The 23688-nt window shown below is 44.1% G+C and carries 24 protein-coding genes and 1 pseudogene; 15 read left to right on the top strand and 10 right to left on the bottom strand.

The window, feature by feature from the left end:
- Nucleotides 1-13 precede the first annotated feature (13 nt).
- From BLV62_RS21125 to BLV62_RS21110, 4 genes are read left to right on the top strand one after another with little or no spacing between them, the layout of a single operon-like run.
- Entirely contained in the window at nucleotides 14-385 is a 372-nt protein-coding gene (locus tag BLV62_RS21125) for a hypothetical protein (RefSeq protein WP_089764033.1), read from the top strand.
- 9 nt (nucleotides 386-394) lie between these two features.
- Entirely contained in the window at nucleotides 395-826 is a 432-nt protein-coding gene (locus BLV62_RS21120) for a hypothetical protein (RefSeq protein WP_089764031.1), read from the top strand.
- Between the two features lie 3 nt (nucleotides 827-829).
- On the top strand, nucleotides 830-1660 hold the full coding sequence (locus tag BLV62_RS21115) for a toxin-antitoxin system YwqK family antitoxin (protein WP_089764029.1): 831 nt from the start codon (nucleotides 830-832) through the stop codon (nucleotides 1658-1660).
- On the top strand, nucleotides 1650-2054 hold the full coding sequence (locus tag BLV62_RS21110; RefSeq protein ID WP_089764027.1) for a hypothetical protein: 405 nt from the start codon (nucleotides 1650-1652) through the stop codon (nucleotides 2052-2054). Before BLV62_RS21115 ends, BLV62_RS21110 begins: the two co-directional genes overlap by 11 nt.
- 68 nt (nucleotides 2055-2122) lie before the next feature.
- On the opposite strand, the gene BLV62_RS21105 is transcribed toward BLV62_RS21110, so the two are convergent.
- The 8 genes and pseudogenes from BLV62_RS21105 to BLV62_RS21070 form a co-directional block, all read right to left on the bottom strand.
- Nucleotides 2123-2572 (bottom strand): hypothetical protein, encoded by a 450-nt coding sequence (locus BLV62_RS21105; protein ID WP_139170336.1) that lies wholly within the window; start codon nucleotides 2570-2572, stop codon nucleotides 2123-2125.
- Between the two features lie 241 nt (nucleotides 2573-2813).
- Nucleotides 2814-3079 (bottom strand): annotated as a pseudogene (locus tag BLV62_RS21100) (transposase); the annotation flags it as partial.
- A gap of 111 nt (nucleotides 3080-3190) precedes the next feature.
- Nucleotides 3191-3535: a hypothetical protein gene (locus BLV62_RS21095; RefSeq protein WP_089764021.1), complete on the bottom strand. Its 345-nt coding sequence runs from the start codon at nucleotides 3533-3535 to the stop codon at nucleotides 3191-3193.
- Nucleotides 3535-4473, bottom strand: a complete 939-nt coding sequence (locus tag BLV62_RS21090) for a DUF6263 family protein (RefSeq protein ID WP_139170334.1) — start codon at nucleotides 4471-4473, stop codon at nucleotides 3535-3537. The genes BLV62_RS21095 and BLV62_RS21090 overlap by 1 nt, the downstream gene beginning before the upstream one ends.
- A 14-nt stretch (nucleotides 4474-4487) precedes the next feature.
- Nucleotides 4488-5261: a TIGR02757 family protein gene (locus tag BLV62_RS21085; protein ID WP_089764018.1), complete on the bottom strand. Its 774-nt coding sequence runs from the start codon at nucleotides 5259-5261 to the stop codon at nucleotides 4488-4490.
- A gap of 163 nt (nucleotides 5262-5424) precedes the next feature.
- The gene (locus tag BLV62_RS21080) at nucleotides 5425-6564 is read right to left on the bottom strand and encodes a cystathionine gamma-synthase (RefSeq protein WP_089764016.1); all 1140 of its coding nucleotides are present in this window, start codon (nucleotides 6562-6564) and stop codon (nucleotides 5425-5427) included.
- A gap of 297 nt (nucleotides 6565-6861) precedes the next feature.
- Nucleotides 6862-7458: a DUF2911 domain-containing protein gene (locus tag BLV62_RS21075; protein ID WP_089764014.1), complete on the bottom strand. Its 597-nt coding sequence runs from the start codon at nucleotides 7456-7458 to the stop codon at nucleotides 6862-6864.
- An 86-nt stretch (nucleotides 7459-7544) separates the two neighbouring features.
- The gene (locus BLV62_RS21070) at nucleotides 7545-8144 is read right to left on the bottom strand and encodes an acyl carrier protein phosphodiesterase (protein ID WP_089764012.1); all 600 of its coding nucleotides are present in this window, start codon (nucleotides 8142-8144) and stop codon (nucleotides 7545-7547) included.
- A 374-nt stretch (nucleotides 8145-8518) separates the two neighbouring features.
- On the opposite strand from BLV62_RS21070, the gene BLV62_RS21065 reads away from it, so the two are divergent.
- Entirely contained in the window at nucleotides 8519-8971 is a 453-nt protein-coding gene (locus BLV62_RS21065; RefSeq protein ID WP_089764010.1) for a hypothetical protein, read from the top strand.
- 151 nt (nucleotides 8972-9122) lie between these two features.
- Entirely contained in the window at nucleotides 9123-10097 is a 975-nt protein-coding gene (locus BLV62_RS21060; RefSeq protein ID WP_089764008.1) for a deoxyhypusine synthase family protein, read from the top strand.
- A gap of 55 nt (nucleotides 10098-10152) precedes the next feature.
- On the opposite strand, the gene hemW is transcribed toward BLV62_RS21060, so the two are convergent.
- Entirely contained in the window at nucleotides 10153-11277 is a 1125-nt protein-coding gene (gene hemW / locus BLV62_RS21055; protein WP_089764007.1) for a radical SAM family heme chaperone HemW, read from the bottom strand.
- A gap of 197 nt (nucleotides 11278-11474) precedes the next feature.
- Between hemW and BLV62_RS21050 the strand changes: the two genes are divergently transcribed.
- From BLV62_RS21050 to BLV62_RS21010, 9 genes are all read left to right on the top strand, one after another.
- Complete coding sequence (locus tag BLV62_RS21050) at nucleotides 11475-12521, top strand: DUF4271 domain-containing protein (protein WP_139170332.1); 1047 nt, start codon at nucleotides 11475-11477, stop codon at nucleotides 12519-12521.
- 137 nt (nucleotides 12522-12658) lie between these two features.
- A complete protein-coding gene (locus BLV62_RS21045) occupies nucleotides 12659-13348 on the top strand; it encodes a uroporphyrinogen-III synthase (RefSeq protein WP_258522443.1) in 690 nt (229 codons plus the stop codon).
- A gap of 127 nt (nucleotides 13349-13475) precedes the next feature.
- The gene (locus BLV62_RS21040; protein WP_089764001.1) at nucleotides 13476-15509 is read left to right on the top strand and encodes a thioredoxin domain-containing protein; all 2034 of its coding nucleotides are present in this window, start codon (nucleotides 13476-13478) and stop codon (nucleotides 15507-15509) included.
- Nucleotides 15510-15777: 268 nt separating this feature from the next.
- Nucleotides 15778-17061, top strand: a complete 1284-nt coding sequence (gene porK, locus BLV62_RS21035) for a T9SS ring complex lipoprotein PorK/GldK (RefSeq protein WP_225889658.1) — start codon at nucleotides 15778-15780, stop codon at nucleotides 17059-17061.
- A gap of 161 nt (nucleotides 17062-17222) precedes the next feature.
- Nucleotides 17223-17963, top strand: coding sequence for a type IX secretion system motor protein PorL/GldL (gene porL, locus BLV62_RS21030; protein ID WP_225889659.1), 741 nt, complete (start codon nucleotides 17223-17225; stop codon nucleotides 17961-17963).
- A 53-nt stretch (nucleotides 17964-18016) separates the two neighbouring features.
- Nucleotides 18017-19555, top strand: coding sequence for a type IX secretion system motor protein PorM/GldM (gene porM / locus BLV62_RS21025; RefSeq protein ID WP_089763997.1), 1539 nt, complete (start codon nucleotides 18017-18019; stop codon nucleotides 19553-19555).
- Between the two features lie 71 nt (nucleotides 19556-19626).
- The gene (porN, locus tag BLV62_RS21020) at nucleotides 19627-20601 is read left to right on the top strand and encodes a type IX secretion system ring subunit PorN/GldN (RefSeq protein WP_168927937.1); all 975 of its coding nucleotides are present in this window, start codon (nucleotides 19627-19629) and stop codon (nucleotides 20599-20601) included.
- A gap of 68 nt (nucleotides 20602-20669) precedes the next feature.
- Nucleotides 20670-21245: a Crp/Fnr family transcriptional regulator gene (locus tag BLV62_RS21015; RefSeq protein ID WP_089763993.1), complete on the top strand. Its 576-nt coding sequence runs from the start codon at nucleotides 20670-20672 to the stop codon at nucleotides 21243-21245.
- A 65-nt stretch (nucleotides 21246-21310) separates the two neighbouring features.
- Nucleotides 21311-21910: a DinB family protein gene (locus BLV62_RS21010; RefSeq protein WP_089763991.1), complete on the top strand. Its 600-nt coding sequence runs from the start codon at nucleotides 21311-21313 to the stop codon at nucleotides 21908-21910.
- Here BLV62_RS21010 and uvrC read toward each other — a convergent pair.
- Nucleotides 21882-23687, bottom strand: a complete 1806-nt coding sequence (gene uvrC / locus BLV62_RS21005) for an excinuclease ABC subunit UvrC (RefSeq protein ID WP_089763990.1) — start codon at nucleotides 23685-23687, stop codon at nucleotides 21882-21884. The two genes, BLV62_RS21010 and uvrC, sit on opposite strands and share 29 nt — an antisense overlap.
- Nucleotide 23688 lies beyond the last annotated feature (1 nt).

Here is a 23688-nt window from a genome sequence, read left to right as displayed (position 1 = left end):
TGAAAAGAGATGTATGTTTTCAAATTGTTTACTAGCCTCCCATACCCTTCCTGTGGTAACGGAGAACCCTACGAAGAACGAAGTATCCTTCCCTTTCATTATTACAACTAAAACTACTTTTATTAAGTTACCCGGTAACCTGGAGGTAACCGGTCTGGCAGTTTTGTCGGTATTTATCAATAAAAAAGGATCGGCAGAACGTTTTACAATTGCCAGCCTCCAAACCTGGAAAGATGGCAAACGGATATTTTTGAAAGAAGAAGAAAAAAGCAAACTGCATTCCTTATTTTCGGAGTATACCAGGCGTCATATCCGGATCAGGAAAGTTTCCGGAACAGAAGTCAATACGCTAACAGAAGTGCATATCCCTGTAAGGTTGCATTAATATTCCACTATGAACATAAAATTGTTTTTAGCGTTAATCCTTTTGTTTTATTTGCCTGCCAGCGCCCAGGTAAAGGTTACGAAACTCAGCGTGGTATATGAAGATTTTGCAACAGAAACCGTTGAGGATGTGCCTTGCGAATATTTCAAAGCTGCATTTGCAGGATCATTGAAGACGATCGATATAACGGGGGCGGATATACTAAAAGATCTGCTGCCAAATTTTAAGCCTGTTAAACCGCGTGCTATTGATGTACGGGCAGCAATAGTAATTTGTCGGAATAAGTTGAAAGAAGAATGGTGTATGGACAGGTTTGGTGTTTTTGTAAATAAGACTACCGGGAAGTATTATACGAATAAGCGTTTGTTTGATCTTTTATCAGATAGATGCGGGCAGAAAGGAGGAGGAAATTTCGTCATCTTTACATTACCTAAAAAATAATAGATGATATTGTTTATAGATAAGACATTACACTATTTACGGACAATCCTCATACCAGTGGTTTGCTTATTTGGATGCATTCAAAAAAATGGCTCGGTCGAAAAAGAGAATGATACATCTGCGACGATAACTAGCTATTATGAAAACGGACAGCTTGAATCTATTTTGACGTTAAAAGATCCATCAAAGGGAATAGGGGTATATAAATCTTTTTACGTGAATGGGAGCTTGAAAAGTGAAGTGCCTTATGTAAATGGTGGAAAGGAGGGCTGGGAGGAGCAGTATGACAGCATCGGTAGAAAAATATCCAAAGTGCATTTTTCCCAAAACAAACAAAATGGGAGAGCTTTTTGGTATTCTGAAAGTGGGTCGCTAGAATCAGCCAGTTATTGGATTAATGACAAACAGTATGGAGAAGTTCTCTTTTATTTTAACGGAAATGTTATTCAGAAATATTATGTAAAAGATTGGGGAGGGAAAACATTTTATATTTCAAATTACAATAGGAAAGGCGATTTGCTTAGCGAAGAAGGTTTTGTTTTTAGTCCTTTGATTTTTATAAGGGAACGCAGAAACGCCATAATTGAGGAACATGAATATCCCTCAGGAAACCTAATTCGCTTGAGGGGGACAGATCAAGAAATTGGGATTACTGTCGCAACCCCTCCTAAAGTAAAATCGAAGCTCTACTTGATTATGAAAAATAATAGCAGCAATATTGACACTTTAGAAATGAGTGTAGAGAATAATACGGCTGTACTAAAACTAAACATTCTAAAAAAGGGAAGACATACAAGCACACTACAAGGAATGGATTTCAAAAATGAATCCTGACGAGCAATTCAACATAGTTTCTCATAGTGAGGGGGGAGCCTTTGCCGCAGGTATAGCAGCTTATTTATCTGAAAATGCTTGGGGTGATACGAAAGGTAATACAGTAGGTACCGTTTTATATTTATCGCCAGATGAAGCTGATGAGTTTGAACATACAAGCAGCGGAAAAGGGATACAAGTTCATAATTTAAGAGATCCAATCGCTCAATATTTCCCTTTGAAGGGCATTAAGAGAGAACTACAGTATGACAAAGGGGGGCTTGGAGAAGCTCATGGTGGGACTGTTTCCACTACTGTTATTAATGATTTGCAGACCCTCTTAAATGATGTAGCTAATTCAAAAGATTTTCAGCGGATTGAAACATCTGACGGTGTAATTTATAGAAGAAAATGAATGTTATTCACTAAACCTAAAGCTTTGCTTTTATTTAAATATGCAGAGCTTTAGAGGTTATGAGGTAATTAATGCCAGTAAGTTATTTGAGCGGTACTGGGATTCTTTGTATTAACAATGACGTGTTTTTCACAGATAGTGTTTTCCGTTTGTTTGTCGGGAAATTCAGATTTGATAAATACAATTTCGATTGAGTTGTAGTTTGGTTTGTACTTCATTATTTTAGAGAAGCGTGTGGCGATATTTGACGCTATTTCTTTTATTAAAAGACTGTCTACCGAACAGAAATTTTGGTGCTGTGCGTTTTTTAATTCTATCCAAAATTGACCGTTTTTTTTATTTTCTTTTATTGCTTTATAGTCGTGCTGTAGATTAACATCGGCGGAATACACGTTAGCTAAAGAGTCTGCGAATCTTTGTTCTTCTTTTGAGAGAAATATTTTAGGGGAGTAGCAGCAAGGTAAGGTTGCCATCATGAATAAAGTTATAAAAGGTAACGTACATTTTTTAAGAGCCATACAGGTTGAATTTATTGCAGTAAATTTAATTTTTCCATTGATGATAAAAGAATCGACGAGCTCACATATAACTTCCTTATTTTTTTGCAATAGTTTGTTTTATCTTGGATACGGTTAAATTTGGCTGCATCGGTAGTATTACATAAAGTATCAGTGGTTTAAAGATTGAGTTTGAGCCTGTCACCAAAGATAATAGATAAATGGCCAAGAGTTTGATTCCAATTATAGACAGGTTTGTTCCATCAAATGTACCATTACGATCCCTGGGAGGATTGATATCAACGGTGCCTATCGGGGGTTTTACTTGTTTACGGCCCTTCCCGTTCTTTCTATTGGCTCTATATCATCTTCTATATGTGCTTCAAGTTCATCCTCAAGAGCCCCTTCTAGGAACTCTTTTAGTAATGGAGTAAGCACCCCATCCTTACCTAGCAGCGTGTCACCCTTCTTCAAACGGGTAGCAGCCTGCTTCTTAAATGCCTCAAAATCGAAATTCTGTTTTTCCATATTGTCAGTTTAAAGTTAGTTAACTTTTAACTGACACACTTTTTGTAATAGTCTCTTAAGTGGTTAGCGTAAAGTGAGTTGGTATTGTAAGATTAACCAGCAACTCACGAATCACCACCTCTCCTCATCATCCGGCAAATCCTCCTGCCTGAAACTCGCCCGCGAAATTATTTTCTGCAACTGTCGCTCTACTATCAAACTCGCAATCGGTTTGTAAGGATCTGTGCCCAGCAACGCCGCTTCATTCAATAATTGCTTTACCCGTTTTTCCGAAACATCGATCCTGTACAGCAAGTAAACAAATTGCTGAAAATCTTTGCTGATCAATGATTCCAACCTTTCGGCCAATATCTCCAGGAGCTGGTCTGTACTCACATTATCGGGTACACGAACTTCTAAGGCGTCTTGCACCCACGCAGCAGTTTCCCGGAGATATTTTACGGGTAAGGTTGTCATTACTTCATTTGTTTGATCTTGTAAGAAGCATTGGTAATGATCTTGGCAGGTACTTTCTTATTATTCTTTATCTTTTTGGCAATGTAGGTATAATCGCCGGCCATTTCGCTGTTCTGTACGCAAATAGAAGGAAGTCCGCTGCTGATATTGATCAGGTAATTGGAAGTGGTGGTGCCGCTGATCTCTGCTGTTGCTTTAACATTATCGTCCAGGAATATAGTCTGGATCTTATCTGTTTTCATTTTTGCAGTGCCGTTGATCTTCGCGGTCTGCGAGTCCCAGGTTTGCAAAGTCCAGTAAAGGTCTACCCGGCCAACCAGGTCGCCGCGCATAGGTACGTTCTCTTCCCATTGGGTACCTGTTTTAATACCATGGGCAGGATACATCACAAAAAGTTGTTCCAGCCATCCGCGGAAGGCATCCGTTCCGAACTGGTCTTTGATCAGTTTCTTATAGGCTTCCTGTTCGTCTTTTTTCAGGGTGTTGAATGTTTCGCCGGCTTTATCCACCAGGGCGTCTAACCCTTCTACTTTGTTTATAATGCCGGTGGTTTGTATTTCAACTGTGAAAGGCTGATCCAGGATAGCTTTCAGTGCGCCCTGGAATGGTTCATCAGGTTTGCTTACCTTGGCATCTACGAAGATATTGTTATTCTTTGCGTTGAAATTGAATTTCAGGTCTTTATATTTAAATGTCAACGTAGTTTTTCCCGGTTCTATATTGGTGACCTCAATAGAGATCAGGTTGTTGTAGTCTCTTGTAGTACGTTGTACAACCCCATCTACGGTAACATAGGTTTCAGTTCTGCTTTTCTGCTCCAGTTCAAATACTTCGCCTTTATGGAAGGTATAGCTCAGGTCCAGGTATGCGCCGCCTTGCTGCGCATTGGCAATAGAAAAAGCAAAAAGGAAAGTGAGAAGGCCAAAAATTCTTTTCATTACTATTTTATTTATCAAACATACTTTTCAATCACTCCCAGGCCGAACAACGCAAAATCATATTTCGCCGGGTCGTCCGGGTCCAGTTTCTTCAGTTCATGTGTAAGCGCTACTGCTGTTTTCCAGTCGGATTTTGCTTCCGGGATAAGTCCCAGGCGGGCAGCAACCCTGCTTACATGTATGTCTACAGGACATACTAACTGTGATGGAGATATGTAGTTCCATAGTCCAAAATCTACGCCATTTTCGTCCTTTCTTACCATCCAGCGTAAATACATATTCAGTCGTTTACAGGCCGAATTCTTAGCAGGAGTGGCAATGTGTTTTTCTGTTCTTTCCGGGTGTTCCAATGCAAAGAAGACTTTTCTGAAGCCTATCAGCGCATTTTCTACATTCTCGTCCTGGGCGCTGATATGCCCGCTGAATGCAAATTCCAACGATGTTACATTGGAATAGTAATGTTGAAGGAACTCGACAAAATACAGCAGATCAAGCCCGTTAAAGGTTCGATGGGCGAACGACATCAGCTTCATCCTGTCTCTCGGCTGATGGTTGCGGATAAAGTCGTAAGGCGCATTATCCATCATTTTTAGCAGCGAAGTACATTTGTTGATGATGCTGGTGCGGTTTCCCCACGCGAGTACTGCCGCGAACAGACCGGCTATTTCAATGTCCTGCAGTTGGCTGAACCGGTGAGGGATACTGATAGGATCATCTGCAATAAAATCCGGATTATCGTAATAGTCGGCTTTGGCATTTAAGAACTCCTGTAATAGCTGGATCTTCATATTATAACTTACTGTATCGGCAAGGTATTTCTAACACTATCGGTAACGATAGCCCTGGAAACCCCCGGGATATGGTTAGGGCAAAAAGGTACGCGTTGGTAAAGATAATTTTTACAGATAAAAATTGGAATGAAAATTCTTCGAACGGATTTTGAACCGATAGTTATTCTATAGCCTTATCAAGATCGTCAATCAGGTCGTCTGCATCTTCGATCCCCACGCTCAGGCGGATCAAAGAATCGGCTAAGCCGTTCCGGAGCCTTTCTTCCCTGGGTATAGAGGCATGCGTCATGCTGGCCGGGTGCCCGATCAGCGACTCTACCCCGCCCAGCGATTCGGCCAGCGAAAACAGGTGAGTGTTGCTAAGTACCCGGTTGGCAGCTTCCAGGCGATCGTCTTTCAGGGTAAAAGAGATCATGCCTCCGAAATTGCGCATCTGGGTGGCGGCGATTGCATGATTTGGATGATCGGCAAACCCCGGCCAGTATACTTTATCCACTTTGGAGTGGTTCCGGAGAAATTGCGCTATAGCGGCCCCGTTTTCACAATGCCGCTGCATCCTCACATGAAGGGTTTTGATGCCGCGCAATACCAGGAAACAATCCTGCGGCCCAGGCACTGCCCCGCATGAGTTCTGGATGAAATACAACTGTTGTGCAAGGGCCTCGTCTTTCACTATTACTGCGCCATGTACTACATCGCTATGCCCCCCAAGATATTTGGTAGCCGAATGAACCACTATATCAGCACCCAGGTCTAAGGGGTTTTGCAAATAAGGAGAGGCAAATGTATTGTCTACAACCAGCAACGCCTTGTGCGCCGCTGCTATTTCAGCGCAGGCGGCTATGTCAATGATCTTTAACAGGGGGTTTGTTGGCGTTTCTATCCATATCATCCGGGTCTGAGAACTCAGGTGCTGCGAAATAGTTGCAGCGTCCGACATGTCAATGAATTTAAACCTGATACCCAATGGTTCATATATTTTGGTGAAAATACGGTAAGAACCGCCATATAAGTCGTTGGTTGCCAGTACTTCATCTCCCGGTTTCAATAATTTCATTACTGCATCCGTTGCAGCCATCCCGCTGCCAAAGCTGATACCATGACTGCCATTTTCAATAGCTGCCAGCGCTTTTTGTAAGGCATCACGGGTTGGATTCTGTGTTCTGGCATATTCATACCCTTTATGCACACCCGGCCCGTCTTGCACATAGGTGGATGTCTGGAATATAGGGGTCATAATGGCGCCGGTTGATGGATCTGGGGCTACACCGGCATGTATGAATTTAGTACCTGGCTTCATATCTGTATGATTTTAAATCGCTAATTCGGTTTTGGCGGTTTTCAAATATACCGTTTTCAACACCTTTAGCCAACATCATTTTGTAAACAAAAAAATGGCAGACAACCTGGATGTCATCTGCCATTTTCCTGTAATATTAAAATATGATCGTATAAATCCCGACGCTTACGAACATTTTTATATCGTTCACCAAATCGTTCTTCCTCTAACCTCGCAATCGGACTAAATTTGTTCCAGGTTTTTCATAGGATATGGTTAAAATTCTTAAGGCGGTATTCTTACCGCTTTTCTTTTTTATTACTTTTTCTTAGCTGTTGCACCCTCAGACCATTTGATCGGTAAACTAACACTCACTTTATCCCAGGCAATCACCAGGTTAGCGCCCGGATCTCCCTTCTCAAATACCATTGTAAATGCTTCTACCGGTGTATCCAGCGCCATTACCGGCAATGCTGTCCTTACAACATCTTTCTTCTGATCATATTTAAAAGCTCCCCAGATATCAGTATCCTTATTCAGGATGATAGTCCAGGTTTTTTCTGTTGGGATCGCATACATGGTATATCTCCCTTTGGGAATGTTTTTGCCGGCGATAATAACAGGTCTGAAGAACTCTATCTCCGTAGCCTCGTTGGCGCCTAAACGCCATATCTGGCCATACTCTTCGAGGTTCCCAAAAATATCCCTGCCCTTGGTCTGTGGGCGACTGTAAATAACTCTTGCAACCAGGGTACCCGGTTCGCCTTTCACTTTCACCGTATACGGGTACATTACAGGATAATAGGCCATATCCATCGGGCTGGCGTCTAAAGGCGGCAGTTTTTTGTCTTGAGCATTTACACAAATACTTAACAGGCAGGCAAAGGTGGCAAGCAATTGAATTTTTCTAAACATCCGGAAAGGTTTTTCTAATTAAAATGACTGGGCAAACCTAGCTTTTTTAAGCAATCTGAAAAGTGCCGATCCGGCTTTTTAACAAGCTATTGGCGGATTTCCTCCCGGATCAACCCTTCCACATACTGCTGTAATTCAGGGAAAAATTCCTGGTAACAGGCTTTTAATTTTTCGTAGTGTTCCATGAATACAGCATAGATGATATTGGCATCCGTTTCCAGGTATTTTGCCCTTTGTACCAAACCCCTCATCGACCTGAAGATCCCTTCGATATAGTGATAGCCGTATAACCAGTTATATTCTTCCATATACCCGAACATTTTCATAAATGCTGGAGGCAACGCCTCTTCTTGCTTCCGGATGATGCTGTAAACGTTACGGGCAAACGAATGCAGGCTTTCTGCCGTGAATTTTTCGGGGTCGGTAGCCAGGAAATGGTCATAAACCAGGTCAACGAATACGCCGCTATATAACCCGCTTGAAGCCCTGAAATACTGCTTGGCGTGAAGCGTTAACGGATGCTGATCGGTGAACGTATCGATAGCCCTGTGGATCCGGATCCCGGCCTGGATCGCCGGATCGTAAACGGCAAGCCTGGACTGGCCTTTCACAAAATCAGCTATCATATTCCCGGTGATCAGTGCGGGTTGCTCGAACGATAAATATGCATGGGCCAGGTAATTCATACAGGGCAAGGTAAGGATTTATGCGGTTCAGCCTAACTATTTTTGTCTCTAACCTAAGTATGTAGTTATCAAGTTGTTGCCGCTGTGCATGGTAAAGCCGGCCAGTTATACAGACCACCTGAAAATCTATCCAGTTTAACAATATCTTAACTTTCGTTCATGCAACATTGGCAAAGTTGAACCAACACACAGACAGGAGGGCGTCTATAACCGCTACTGTACAGTATTGGGCAGGCGGACGTCCATTACCGGATACCCCAACTAATCATGTAAACCCACCAGTAAAGTATCACTTGCCATCCGCCCCAGTTGCGATGTAGCTTTGGGTCGTAATCAAAATGTAAAACAAACAATCACAATAAATTTTTTCCGCCATGAAAAAACTAATTGCAATCCTGGGAGCATCCATCTTATTGTATGCAAATTCGCTCTTTGCGAACGTTTACGAAACAACCGTAAGCAAAAAGATCTCTACCTCGTTCACTGACGCCTTTGCCGGCGCTAAAGACGTGAAATGGTATACAGATGATAATAAAACCTTTACGGCCAAGTTCACTTTAAATAATAATAAAGTGACTGCCTTTTACCGCGAAGACGGCAGCCTGATGGCTACCAGCCGTTACCTGTCAGGAGAACAACTGCCGCTGAATGTGCTGAGCAGGTTGAACAGGAAGTATTCCGACTGCTCCATCTATTCCGTAGTTGAGTATACTGCCGACGAACACACCGTTTACTACCTGACCCTGGAAAACAAAGATTCCTGGATCATAGTAAAGGCCGACGAAGACGGAACCCTTCGTACCAATAAAAAAATGAAGAAAGCTTAGTTTAGTTTTAGTTAGTGTTAAAAATTATAGTGCCTGCGGTTTTTACCCAGGCACTTTTTTTATAACCTTGGGCGCCTCCAAATTTATCTTAACTTTGCCCACTGTTAAGGCTTTATTAGCCAGACTGTTAATGTATAAATGATTAAATGACATGAACAAGGGACCCGTTTCTCAATTTATCCAGCACCATTATCGCCACTTCAATGCCGCTGCATTGGTGGATGCTGCCAAAGGATATGAAACACACCTGCTGGAAGGCGGTAAAATGATGGTGACATTGGCCGGTGCAATGAGTACGGCCGAACTGGGCATTTCTTTCGCAGAAATGATCCGTCAGGGTAAAGTTGATATCATTTCCTGTACAGGTGCAAACCTCGAAGAAGATATCATGAATTTGGTGGCTCATACTCACTATAAAAGAGTGCCTAACTATCGCGATCTGAGTCCGCAGGAAGAATGGGATCTGCTGGAACAAGGTTTCAACCGTGTTACAGATACCTGTATCCCTGAAGAAGAAGCTTTCCGTCGTATTCAGCAACACATCTACAAGATCTGGAAAGAAGCCGATGAAAAAGGTGAACGTTACTTCCCGCACGAATTCATGTACAAACTGCTGTTGAGCGGCGTAATGAAAGAAAATTACGAGATCGATCCGAAGAACAGCTGGATGCTGGCCGCCGCAGAAAAAAATATTCCTATCATCGTTCCCGGATGGGAAGACAGTACAATGGGTAACATTTTTGCTTCTTACTGCATTAAAGGCGACCTGAAAACCAGCACTATGAAGTCCGGTATCGAATACATGATCTTCCTGTCTGAATGGTACCGCGCTAACTCTTCAGGTAAAGGTGTCGGATTCTTCCAGATAGGCGGTGGTATTGCAGGCGATTTCCCTATCTGCGTTGTGCCAATGATGTACCAGGACCTGGAATGGACCGATGTTCCTTTCTGGTCTTACTTCTGCCAGATATCTGACTCAACTACCTCTTATGGTTCTTATTCAGGCGCAGTGCCTAATGAAAAGATCACCTGGGGTAAACTGGATATTCACACGCCTAAGTTCATTGTAGAATCAGATGCTACCATCGTAGCTCCGCTGATCTTCGCTTATGTTCTTGGCTGGTAATTTATTTTTTCTTCAACATTACAAAGGCTGACCGGTTTAACTGGTCAGCTTTTTTTTATATAAACAACTCCCCGGCTATTCCATCTGCAAACAACCGGCCTGCTGTAGTAAGTCTTAATGCCTCTCCTGCCCTTTCCATTTTCCCCGCTGCTATAAAAGGCTGGCTATGAGCCAACAGGTGCAATACCCTGTCTTTACCGAATTTCTCGGCTACCCATTCCAGGTTGCAACCTGCCGAAGTGCGTAAAGTGGTCATTATATACTCGTTGAACTGCATACTGGTGGTAAGCGATTCTATTTCAAACGGCACTGTTCCGGCCTGGATGCTTTTCATATAAAGGGCGTTATTGGCAATATTCCATTGCCTGGAATGCCCATTGAACGAATGGGCCGAAGGTCCCAGGCCCAGGTAATGTTTTCCCTGCCAATAGCTGCTGTTATGCCTTGAATGCCAGCCGGGAAGCGCAAAGTTAGAGATCTCGTAATGCTCGTATCCCGCTTCTTTCAACCACTGCATCAGCAATTCGAAATGCAGGGCCGCTTTATCCGGATCTGTGGGTTCCATTTTTTTCTTGGCGATGAAATGATCCAGTGCAGTGCCGGGTTCAACTGTCAGTGCATAGCAGGATAAATGTGGGATACCCAACGCGATTGCCCGTTTTACATTGGCCTCCCAGGCTTCATCACTGAGGGTTGGCCCACCGTAAATAAGGTCGATGGTTATATTCGTAAACCCCGCTTCCTGTGCGTGTGTAATGCAGTTTATTGCTTGTTGGCTGTCGTGAGCCCTGTTCATCCAGCGCAGGTCTTCTTCCCGGAACGACTGCACGCCAATGCTCAGGCGATTGATGCCTGCTGCTTTGAGTGATTTTAGCCGGTCGGCCGACAGGTCATCAGGGTTTGCTTCCAGCGTGATCTCCGCTTCCGCCGTTATAGGGTATAGCGCATGCAGGCGGTTAAGCAGTTTTTCCAGTTGCGTTTCGCTCAGTAAACTGGGCGTTCCACCGCCGAAATAAATGGTTTCAACAGTTTCGCCGGCCAGGTATTGCCGCTGGTATTCCATCTCCTGCAGGATGCAATTCACCATTTCCTCCTGGTGCTGCCTGGAAGTGGAAAAATGGAAATTGCAGTAGTAGCAAGCCTGTTTGCAGAAAGGAATATGTAAATAAATGCCGGACATGTGTATCTTGAAACCTCGTTTACGGTGACCTGTTACCGGTCAACTATGGACTATTTTAATATCTTTGTGGCATCAAATTTACGTTGCAGTTTTGTTTTGTGAGCAGGACGGTGTTAATTGCTGCTGTATTCCCAAAGTTGAGGGAGATTGATATTTGTGAAAAACCGATTATAAAGTCATTGCAAAATATTTTCCTGGTGCGAAACTGGTTATTGTCGCTATTTTTTATTCTTGTTTATTGGCCTTTACAGGCGCAAAATGCTGATTCTGTTAAACCTGAAAGCTCCAGGGTTGTGCAACAAAATCCCGCACCTCAACGTACGGGAACCGATACCGCCCGTCGGGTGATCCGTAAACCCGCAGTGAAGAAAGACAGTACCCGTACGGTTATACACAAGGTTGATTCGGCAGCCCTCGCAAAAGACACAGTTAAACTGAAGGCAGATAGCCTGGCGGTTGCAGCGCCTCCAAAAGTGCTGCCTCCCACTCCTTATGAGATCTACCTGAAAGAGCTCGCGCAGAAAAATGATTTCCTGAAACCCGGCAGGCCCAGGTTTGTTGATACCAATCCTGTAAGGCAGTATAAAGACCTTGACTGGCTGATATACCTGATGTCGGGAGTCTTGTTGTTATTGAGCATTATCCGTTTATCATACCGTAAATACTTTGCAGATCTTTTCAGGGCATTCCTGAATCCTACGCTGAGCCAGCGCCAGTTGAAAGACCAGCTGTCGCAGGCCCCCTTCCCTAACTTCCTGATGAATGCCTTTTTTGTCATTGCCCTTGGCGTTTACCTCTACCTGGTGCTTTTCAGGATGCAGATCTTCCCGCAGGCGGAACCATGGCTGCTGATACCGGGGTTGATCATGATGGTAGGATTGATCTATGGAGCGAAATTTATTGTGCTGCGTTTTTGCGGGTGGTTATTCGGCAACTCGGAGCTGGCAGATGCGTATGTCTTTATTTTATACCTGATCAACAAGGTATTGGGTATATTATTAGTGCCTTTCCTGGTGATATTGGCCTTCTGTAAACCAACAATAGCGGATACTTTCCTGTATATTTCAATATTTTTTATTGTGTTACTGGTTGTGTACAGGTATATTAGATCATATTCCTTAGTTAAACAGTATCTATCCTTCAGTAAATTGCATTTTTTTCTTTACCTTTGCGCATTCGAAGTAGCGCCGGTTTTGATTCTGATCAAGGTGCTACAGAATATCTGGTTAACTGGTAATCCCTGATTATCGCCTATTGTTAACACAAGAGCAAAAAACGTATGATAAAAGGCGGGCCAAAAAAAGATTTGCAAGGTAAACAAATTCAGTCAATCCTTATTTCTCAACCAAAGCCAGAAACAGAAAAATCGCCCTACTATGATTTGGCGAAGAAATTCAATGTGAAATTGGATTTTTTCCCCTTTATCAAGGTAGAGGGTTTGCCAGCTAAGGAGTTCAGAAAACAGAAAATCGACATCCTTAGTTATACGGCCGTAATTTTTACCAGCCGTAACGCGGTAGATCACTTTTTCAGGATTTGCGAAGAAATGAAGATTAAAGTGTCGCAGGATTGCAAATACTTTTGTATCACAGAAGCTGTTGCGTTGTATCTTCAAAAGTTCATCCTTTACCGCAAACGTAAGGTATTCTTTGGTGCGGACGGTTCTACCAAAGGCGTACTGGAGGTAATGAATAAACACAAAGACAACGAGAAGTTCCTCTTCCCAAGTTCTGACAGCCAGAAAAAAGATATCGAGGAATGGTTGAAGGCCAACAAATGTGAGTACGCTACTGTTACCCTCTATAAAACAGTATCTACGGACGTAAAGGAAGTATTGGCTGCTACCAACTATGATATGATCGTGTTCTTCAGCCCTTCCGGCGTAAAATCGTTATTTGAAAACGTACCTGGTTTTGTACAGAACGGAACGCATATAGGCGCATTTGGTCCTACCACTTCAGCCGCTGTTGAAGAAGCCGGATTACGACTGGATGTAAAAGCTCCCCAACCGCAGGCGCCATCTATGGTTGCCGCTTTGGAACAGTACCTGACTTCGTTAAGTAAAAAATAATTCTACCAGCAACATATTGAAGGGTCGGCCAGGCAATGGCCGGCCCTTTTTGATTTAATATAGCAACTCATAAAAATTCCGGGAAATAATTCAATATTTGTAGCACTAAAATCTAAGTCCGGAAACCATGAACAAGCTTATCAGTGAAACGAGCCCGTATTTGTTGCAGCATGCGCATAACCCCGTGAATTGGTACCCCTGGGGAGATGAAGCTTTGGAACGGGCTAAGCAGGAAGACAAGCCTATCCTGGTGAGTATCGGCTATGCAGCTTGTCACTGGTGCCACGTAATGGAGCGGGAAAGCTTCGAAAATGAAGCCACCGCCGCTATTATGAACGATCATTTTATCAATATAAAGATCGACAGGGAAGAAAGACCCGACCTGGATCATATCTATATGGACGCCCTGACGGCTATGACCGGCGCAGGCGGATGGCCTTTGAATGTTTTTCTCACACCAGATAAAAAACCGTTTTACGGGGGCACTTATTACCCTCCCGTTAAGGCATACAACCGTCCGTCGTGGACGGATGTACTGTTGTCTATTTCCGATGCATTTCAGAACCGCCGTGAAGAAATAGAAAGCCAGGCCGAGAACCTGGTATCGCATATTCATCAGTCGTCGCAGTTCGGATTGCAGGCGCCGATCCTGAACCTGCCGGTCGAAGAGCTGTTCACCCGGCAACAGTGCGATACCGTCGCAGAAAACCTCTTAAAGCAGGCGGATACGCTCTGGGGTGGTTTCGGAAGGGCGCCAAAGTTCCCGCAAACCTTTGCTATCAGCTATCTCCTGAGATATCATCACGCCTGGAAACATCCCGAAGGCCTGCAACAAGCATTATTATCGCTGGATAAAATGCTGCAGGGCGGGATCTACGATCAGCTGGGCGGCGGTTTTGCCAGGTATTCGACAGATGAAAAATGGCTGGCGCCGCACTTCGAAAAGATGTTGTACGATAACGCATTGCTGGTCGATGTGTTATGCGACGCCTGGCAACTGACCCGTGCAGAAAGTTATGCAACAACGATCAGGGATACACTCTCTTTTATTGAAAGGGAAATGACCTCGCCTGAAGGAGGCTTCTACGCCGCGCTGGATGCTGATTCTGAAGGTGTTGAAGGTAAGTTTTATACCTGGAGCAGGGCGGAGATCCATCATATCCTGGGCGAACAGGCAACGCCGTTCTGCGAATATTATGGCGTAACGGAAGAAGGGAACTGGGAACATACTAATATTTTATGGGTACAGCAGCCGTTAGAGCAGTTTGCGGCCGAGAGAGGATATGACGCCCCGGTGTTGAACGCAATGTTGAAAGGATGCAGGGAAAAACTGATGGCGGTGCGCAACAACAGGATCCGGCCAGGGCTGGACGACAAAATAATCCTGGGTTGGAATGCGTTGATGATACACAGCTATTGCAAAGCGTTCCTGGCGTTGGGCGACGAACATTACCGGGACGTTGCGGTTGCAAAGATGGAATGGGCCCTGAAGGCGTTTGCAGAGGGAGAGGGATTTAAGCATACCTGGAAGAATGGCGTGGCTAAATATCCTGCGTTCCTGGACGATTATGCCTACCTTATACGGGCGCTGATTCAATTGCAGGAAATAACCGGGAACCTGGATTATTTGTATAAAGCAAGGAAAATCACTGAATTTGTAATTTCGCAATTCGGGGATGAGCAACAACTTTTCTTTTATTATACAATAGAAGGGCAGAATGACGTTATAGTGAGGAAAAAGGAGATTTACGACGGGGCGGTACCAAGCGGGAATGCCATAATGATTCAAAACCTTTGGTATCTTTCTGTTGTTTTCGATCAAAAAGCATGGGCTGAGAGGAGTTTGGCTGTTGTTTCAGCAATATCGCAAACGACTGTACGCTATCCTACTTCTTTTGGCGTTTGGGCTATCCAGTTATTACAGTTCGTAAAAGGAACCCCCGAGCTGGCAATCGTTGGTCCACAATTTTTAGAAAGAATGAATGAAGCGGGTAACTGGTTTATCCCGTTCCGGGTGCTGGTCGGCGCTTCAAAAACTGTCACGGATATACCATTGTTAAATGGTCGGGAGTATGAAAATGAAACCCTTGTCTATCTGTGCAAAGATTATCATTGTATTAAACCAGTTTCTTATATAAAAGAAATTATTAATTTAATATAATTATTATGTAACTTGCTGCCAGGATGAAGGGGTAGCGTTCAAATAAATGTTAATGACTTTATATAATAAAATGTTAAAAAGCGCGTTTAAACTACTTACGGAACGGATTTGACGGAATTGAAAAAGTTGGATAAAAAGTCACTACGGATTAAAATTAATTATTACATTTGCTATCTTTCATATAAACAAAGCGGGTGAAAAATGAGAGTTGTGTTCCCTTGTATGCAGGTATGTCACACCAGGCTGGTTAAAGAAAAAACATATTCTGATGAAAGCTACCCTTATGAAGCTTAACTATGTAAAAGGTCTGTTGGCAATAGTGCTGGTTTCCCTGCTGGCCGGCTGTGGCGGTAGTAAAACCCCTAAAAACGCTCAAGGGCAATTGATTGGCGTGAGCCCAAGACCAAAGTACACTCCCCCTGTACCTTACGGGATGGTATACGTACCAGCCGGAACTTTTCACATGGGTCCCAGCGATGAAGATGTGAACTATGCTTACACTGCACGTAACAAGTCTATCTCCATCTCCGGGTTTTACATGGATGCAACCGAGATCACGAACAATGAATACCGTCAGTTCGTTCAATGGGTGCAGGATTCGATTGCCCACATCCTGTTAGGTCATGTAAAATCTGACGACGGTGTGGATGTTATCGACTGGAAACAGAAGATCAACTGGAAAGACAAAGCGACTGTCGAAAAACTGGATGCCATGGTGTATGCAGAAGCAGATCGTTTGTATGGCCGTAAGGATATTGATGTTGGAAAACTGATCTACCACCAGGAGACTTTCAACTGGGATAAAGCCAAATTAAGGGAGAACGCGGGTAAACCACGTTCCACCTTTATCGTAAAGAAGGATGTACCTATCTACCCGGATACACTCTGCTGGATAAGAGACTTCTCTTATGCCTACAATGAACCAATGACCCGTATGTATTTCTGGCATCCGGCGTTCGATAATTATCCTGTTGTTGGTGTAAATTGGCACCAGGCTACTGCGTTCTGCGAATGGAGAAGTAAATTCTGGGAAGATTACCGTGCAGCACATAAATTATTCACTGAAGATAAATTCCAGCTGCCTTCCGAAGCGCAGTGGGAATATGCAGCCCGTGGCGGTAGAGAGCAAACCCCTTACCCTTGGGGCGGTTACTATATCAGGAACAAAAAAGGTTGTCTGTTAGCCAACTTTAAACCTGGTAGAGGTAATTACCCGGAAGATGGCGGCTTCTACACCGTAAGAGCCGACGCCTACTGGCCTAACGACTATGGTTTATACAACATGGCCGGCAATGTAGCGGAATGGACTGCAGATATCTTTTATGAAAACGCCTACTCCTTTACCTCAGATATGAACCCATATCTGAGAATGGACGTACCAGACGACGCACCTCCTAAAATGAAACGTAAAGCGATCAGGGGCGGTTCCTGGAAAGACGTTGGATATTTCTTACAATCAGGTACCAGAACATATGAATACCAGGATAGTGCAAAATCGTATGTAGGATTCAGATGTACAATTGCACTGAGCAGAAGATCAAAGCACCGTTAGATTAAACCAAAATGATTAATAGCCTGTATTATTATAACCACAGAGTAAACCTAAAATCTGTTTTTATGATACACTCTATTAACTGCAAATCTTTGAGAATTAACTATTCCATACAGACTTTAACATTTAACACTTTAACCAGTAAATTTTAACCTATGGCTATGAATCCTAACAAAGCTAAATGGCTGAATTTTTTTGTATGCGTTGCTGCTTCTGTTGTAATCATCGGAGCATTATTTAAACTGCAACACTGGCGGGGAGCCGATATTGCTTTGATCTTAGGTCTGAGCACTGAAGCGCTCATCTTCTTCGTGTATGCTTTCGTTCCAGATTCAGGCGGTCATGCTGAAGGCGCTCCTGCAGTTGCTGTAGTTGGTAGCCCGGCTGTTGCAGGTCTCGACAAAATGCTGCAGGAAGCAGACATCACCCCTGCTAACCTTCAACGCCTGAGCGAAAACTTCCAGAAGTTAGGTACAACTGTTGACAAAATGAGAGACATCAGCGATGTGGTTGCTGCAACCGGCGATTACACCCAGAAAACCAGGGAAGCTGCCAGCGCTATCGGCAATGTTGCCAACGCTTACACTACCGCCGCTGCTGCCGTTTCTTCTTTCAACAGCGCATCAGAATCAACTAAAGATTTCCATGTTCAAATGCAGGGTATGACTAAAAACCTGGCTTCCCTGAACGCTATTTATGAACTGGAACTCCAGGATACCAACAACCACCTGAAAGCAATGAACAAATTCTACAGCAACCTGCAGAATGCGTCTGCTGCAATGAGCGGTAGTATCGAAGATGCTAAGAAAACTCAGGAACAAATTTCATTGCTGGCTAAAAACCTCAGCAACCTGAACTCGATCTACGGTAACATGCTCACTGCTATGCACGGTGGCAGATAAGGTACAGCTTATAGTTTCAATCAAAAACTTTGAATTAAATCTCAAATTAAACTATGGCACTACCTAAAGATCCCAGGCAGAAGATGATCAACATCATGTACTTGGTCTTAACAGCCATGCTCGCGTTGAACGTCTCTGCTGAAATATTAAACGCTTTTAATATCGTCAATAATTCTATCGTTACTTCTAACAAAACCTTAGCTGATAAGAACAATTTCATCTACACCCAATTCGATGAACAGATGAAAGACAATGCAGCTAAAACAGCTCCTTTCCGTGAAAAAGCATTGCAGGTGAAAAAAATCTCCGCCAGCATGTATGATTACGTTGAGGAACTGAAAAATACCATCATCAAGGAAAGCGGCGGACTGGACGAACACGGCGAGATCAAATCCAAGTCAGACCTGGACGCTCCTACCCGCGTGATGGAAAACAACAAAAAAGGTCCTGAATTAGAAAGCAAACTGAAAGAACTCCGCGAGAAACTGCTCTCTTTCGTTTCGCCTAAAGACAGATCAAAATTTGAAAAAACTTTACCGCTGAAAATTGAAGTTGGAAAAAGTAACGATGACCATGGCGGCGGTCCTAAAAGCTGGACTACCTACCATTTCAATATGGTGCCTACCATCGCTGCCGTTACCATCTTAGGTAAATTCCAGAACGATATCAAAAACTCTGAATCAGTGATCATCGACGACCTGTTCCGCCAGATCGACGCTACCTCTTTCAAATTTGATAAAGTAAGACCTTTCATCTCCCTGAATTCTAAAAACCTGATGGTGGGTCAAACCCTGACTGCCAACATCGCCGTAGGAGCTTATAGCACCACTGTAAACCCTACTATCGTTGTAAATGGTCAGACCATCCAGGCAAAAGATGGCTTAGCCACCGTGGAAATCCCGGCAACAGGAATCGGAGAAAAAACAATTTCCGGCACTATCACCTTACCTAGCCCTAATGGCGGCGCTCCTGAGTCCTATCCCTTTACAGAAACTTATAATGTAGGTGCTTCTACCACCTCCATCTCCGCAGATAAAATGAACGTACTGTATATCGGCCTGCAGAACCCGATCTCTATCTCTGCTGCCGGTGTACCTGCCGAACAGGTATCTGCTTCCATCAGTGGTGGTAACATCACTAAACGTGGCTCAGGCGAATACATCGTTACAGTTAGCCAGCCAGGTAAAGCGGTGATCAACGTAGTAGCAAATATCGATGGTAAAACCAAAACCCTCGGCCAGAAAGAATTCCGCGTAAAACGCGTTCCTGATCCGGTACTGAAAGTAGGTACCAACAAAGGCGGTAGTATGAAAGCTGCCGACTTTAAAGTACAGGGCGGTTTGCGTGCTGATCTTGAAGATTTTGAATTCGAAGGCGTAAAATATGAGGTGGTTGGTTACCGCGTAGGTATTTCTGCAAAAGGTAAAGAATACCAGGAAGGTGATGCAACGTCTGCTTATTTCCCGGGTAGCGTAGCCGCTTCAATCCGCGCTCTGCGCCCTGGCGATGAGGTTTTCTTCGAAAACATTAAAGTGAAAGGCCCAGACAACGTAGTTCGTTCTATGCCTAGCACTATCTTTAAATTAAACTAACGGTCATTAATTACTGAATTATGCGAGCAGTAATATTTAACAGAATTGGTTGGTGCACTCTATTGTTGGTCATGTTGGCAACAGCAGCCGAAGCACAGCGCCGTGGTGGTACAACCCGTCGCAGAACGGCTACTACCGCAGAACCAACATCCACGGATACCCCTGTTGTAAATCCTGCAACGGGCAACACTGTTACTCCGCCTCCTGCCGCTCCGCCATCTTTGCGCCCCGATGGGATCACTGTTCCCGTTTCTGATACGCCGCGCAAATCACTGCGCGTAGACGGAGTTGTAGAACGCGGCCTCGCCAGAGAACGCACTCCTATCGCTTACGACTATATCCGCGAAGATGACAGGTTCTGGGAAAAACGTGTTTGGCAAGTGATAGATATCCGTGAAAAGATCAATCTCCCATTCCAATACAATGTGGAAGATGAAAGCGGCGTCAATCAACTGTTCATCAATATACTGCTTAACGCTATCAAGAATAAAGAGATTGAGGCTTTCAGCCCCATCGACGACCGTTTCACTACTATCATGCCTTATGAAGAAATTCAGAATAAGCTCAGTGGTGAAGAAAGAACCGTTCGTAGTATAGATCCGGTTACCGGTGAAGAAAAAATGGTGACAACCCGCGACGACTTCGATCCCCGTACCATCAAACAATACAAAATAAAAGAAGTATGGGTATTCGATAAAGAGGCTTCCGCCCTTAAAGTTCGTATACTGGGCATCGCCCCTATGGTTTCCCGCATCAACGAAGATGGCTCCGTTCGCGCTTCCATCCCGTTGTTCTGGGTTTACTATCCCGACTGCCGCGCCGTTCTGGCCAAACACGATGTGTATAACCAGAACAACGACGCATCTACTATCAGTTGGGAAGACCTTTTCGAAATGCGCTTCTTCGGCAGCTATATCGTGAAGGAAAACAACACCTATAACCGCGAGATCAAAGACTATATTAAAGACGGCGTAATGCGCCTCCTCGAAGGTCAGGCCATCAAAGACCGTATCTTTAATAAAGAACAGGATCTCTGGCAATACTAATAACAGGATCTTCTTATATCAAAAAAGCGAATGGCCAAGGTCATTCGCTTTTTTTGTTAACTTCAGGCATGTCGCTCGACCTCCTACATAAAACAGCTAACGCCATCATGCCGCTTCCGGCTACCGAATGGGAAGCCCTGGCCGCCTGCTGGACGCCTGTGAAATTCAAAAGAAAGGAAATCATCACCCCCACAGGAGAAATAGAAAAATACCTCTACTTTGTAGTCAAAGGGGTACAACGGGTCTTCTCGCTGGATGGCGAAAAAGAAACTACCCTGATCTTTTCCTATACCGGCTCGTTTTCAGGAATAATGGACTCATTCCAGCTGCAAAAGCCTTCCCCCTGGTACCTGGAAGCGCTCACCCACAGCGAAATGCTGCGATTAAACTTCGCCGATTTCGTCAGGCTTACAGACGAGTACCCGTTGTTACAGAAATGGGTAAGGATAGGCTCTGTTGCTGCCCTGTCGGGCGTCCTGGAACGATATAATGAACTGATCGCATTCACTGCTGAACAAAAGTTCAGGAAACTATTGACACGAAGTCCGCATGTCTTGCAGCTGATACCGCATAAGTACCTGGCTTCTTACCTGGGTATCGACCCGGCTACTTTCAGTAAATTGTTAAGTACGGTGAAACTCTGAAAATCTTGATCTGCACAAAGATTTTTCAGCAAGGCCTCTTCTACTTTTGCACTAAAATAAACGATATGCCCCCTGTAAACAGCGCAGAATACCTGCAGGCCCTGAAAGAGAAAGTAGCTGTAGTTCGTAGCAAAGCAGGATTTTTTTTGAATGAAACGCCGCCAGATCTCCTCCAGGAACCTCCCCTTCCAGGGAAGTGGAGCGCTCTTCAATGCCTGGAACACCTGAATTCATATGGCCGGTTTTATCTTCCCGCCCTGGAAAAGGCTATCCGGCAGGCGGAGCAACGTGGCAAAGCGGCCAAACCGATGTTTAAAAGCAGCTGGCTGGGCGCCTGGTTCACAAAGCTGATGGAGCCGAAAGAGGATGGTACTGTCCCCTCTAAAATGAAATCCCCTAAAGATCATGTTCCGCATGTTCGTTTGGATGCGGTAAAAGTGATCACAGAGTTTATTGCACAGCAGAACGAAATGGAAGCCCTGTTAACGCGCGCAGAGAAAATAAATATACAGGAGGTTAAGGTGGCTACTTCGCTGTCTAAGTACCTGAAGCTCTCAGTTGGCGATACTTTTGGGTTCCTGGTAGCGCATATCCGGCGCCACGTTTTGCAGGCGGAAAATGCTATCAGGGCACAGGTCAGCTCTTATGAAAGTGCTGGTAGATAAGTGCAGCTTTGGCCGGGCCTACTTCTTTCGTCAGGTCTTCTTCCGAAAGTAGTTTGATGCGGGCTACAGACCTGAAAGTCTTCAGCAGCTGGGTTGCCGTATTTTGTCCTATGCCTTTGATGCTTTCCAGTTCATTCTTGAAAGTGCCCTTGCTTCTTTTCTGGCGGTGAAAAGTGATACCAAAACGGTGTACCTCATCACGCACTCTCCTGATCAGTTTAAGGCTTTCGCTGTTGTAGGGCAGTTTGATACTCTCCGAATCGCCCGGGAAGAAGATCTCCTCTTCGTTCTTGGCCAATCCTACTACCGTCATGCTACCTATCAGGTCGAGTTGCCTGATGCTCTCCATTGCGGCGCCAAGCTGGCCTTTACCTCCATCTATGATCACCAGTTGAGGTAAGGGCTGCTGTTCGGCCAGCAGGCGGTTGTACCGGCGGAATACAATTTCTTTCATAGAAGCGAAATCATTGATCCCTTCAACGGTTTTAATATTGAAATGCCTGTAGTCTTTTTTTGAAGCCACTCCGTCTTTAAACACCACACAGGCGGCCACAGGATAGCTGCCCTGGAAGTTGGAGTTATCGAAGCATTCGATATGCTCCGGCAGTACAGGCAGTTCGAGGTCGGCCTGTAACTGGTACAATACCTGTTTTCTTTCAAAGTCAGATTTTCCTTCCAGGTGAAGGATCTTCTTCCTGTATAATTCTTCTTTAAAATAATTCACGTTCTTCTCCGAAAGCTCCAGCAACTTCTTTTTATCTCCGCCTTTCGGAACAGTTACAGTGATATTGCTTTCGGGGTAAGAAATTGGGAAAGGAACAATAATTTCTGTAGTGATGCTTTTAAAAACATCTCTCAGGTAGGCAATGGCATAAACCATCACTTCTTCATCCGTTTCTTCCAGTTGTTTTTCGAGGGTCACTGTTTTGGTATCAGCAACCGTCCCGTTCAGGATCCGCAGGTAGTTCACATAGGCATGATTTCCTTCGCTGATGATAGAAAATACATCCACGTTACCCATGCGGGTGTTCACGATAGTAGACTTGGCCGAGTAGGTTTCAAGGCTGGCGATCTTCTTTTTCATAATCTCCGCCTTTTCGAATTCCATTTTGGAAACATGCTCCATCATCTGTTCCTTGAACAGGTTGACAATGGGAGAAAGATTTCCTTTCAGGATATTCCTTACCTGTTGCAGGCCTTCCCGGTAATCCTCTTCGGTCTGTAATCCTTCGCAGGGGCCTTTGCAGTTGCCCAGGTGATACTCCAGGCAAACTTTGAACTTGCCTTTTTTTATGTTCTCGGGCGACAGGTTAAGATTGCAGGTACGCAGGGGGATGTTGTATTTGATGATATCCAGCAGTTCCCTGACCTTTCCTACGGAGGTGAATGGACCAAGGTATTCTGAGCCATCTTTGATGACGTTCCTTGTGAGGAACACTCTCGGGAAATTTTCATGTTTGATGACGATATAAGGATAGCTTTTATCGTCTTTCAGCTCGATGTTATATTTGGGCTTGAATTGTTTGATAAGCGAATTTTCAAGCAGGAAAGCGTCCTGTTCTGAATTCACTATAGTAAATTCAATATGGTGGATATGTTCCACCAGTTTTCTTGTCTTATAATTATCGTGATTCTTGACGAAATAAGAACTGACCCTTTTCCTTAAACTTTTGGCTTTACCAACATAAAGAAGAGTGCCGTTCTTATCGTAGTATTTGTAGATCCCTGCTTCAAGAGGGATGGTATGTGATATATTCTGAAACTCTGCTCCTGTCATA

Origin of the sequence: Chitinophaga terrae (ex Kim and Jung 2007), from assembly GCF_900107795.1 — a bacterium.
Classification (GTDB): Bacteria; Bacteroidota; Bacteroidia; order Chitinophagales; family Chitinophagaceae; genus Chitinophaga; species Chitinophaga terrae.
Note: the sequence above shows the minus strand (reverse complement) of the source record. Positions and strands in the feature narration are given on the sequence as shown.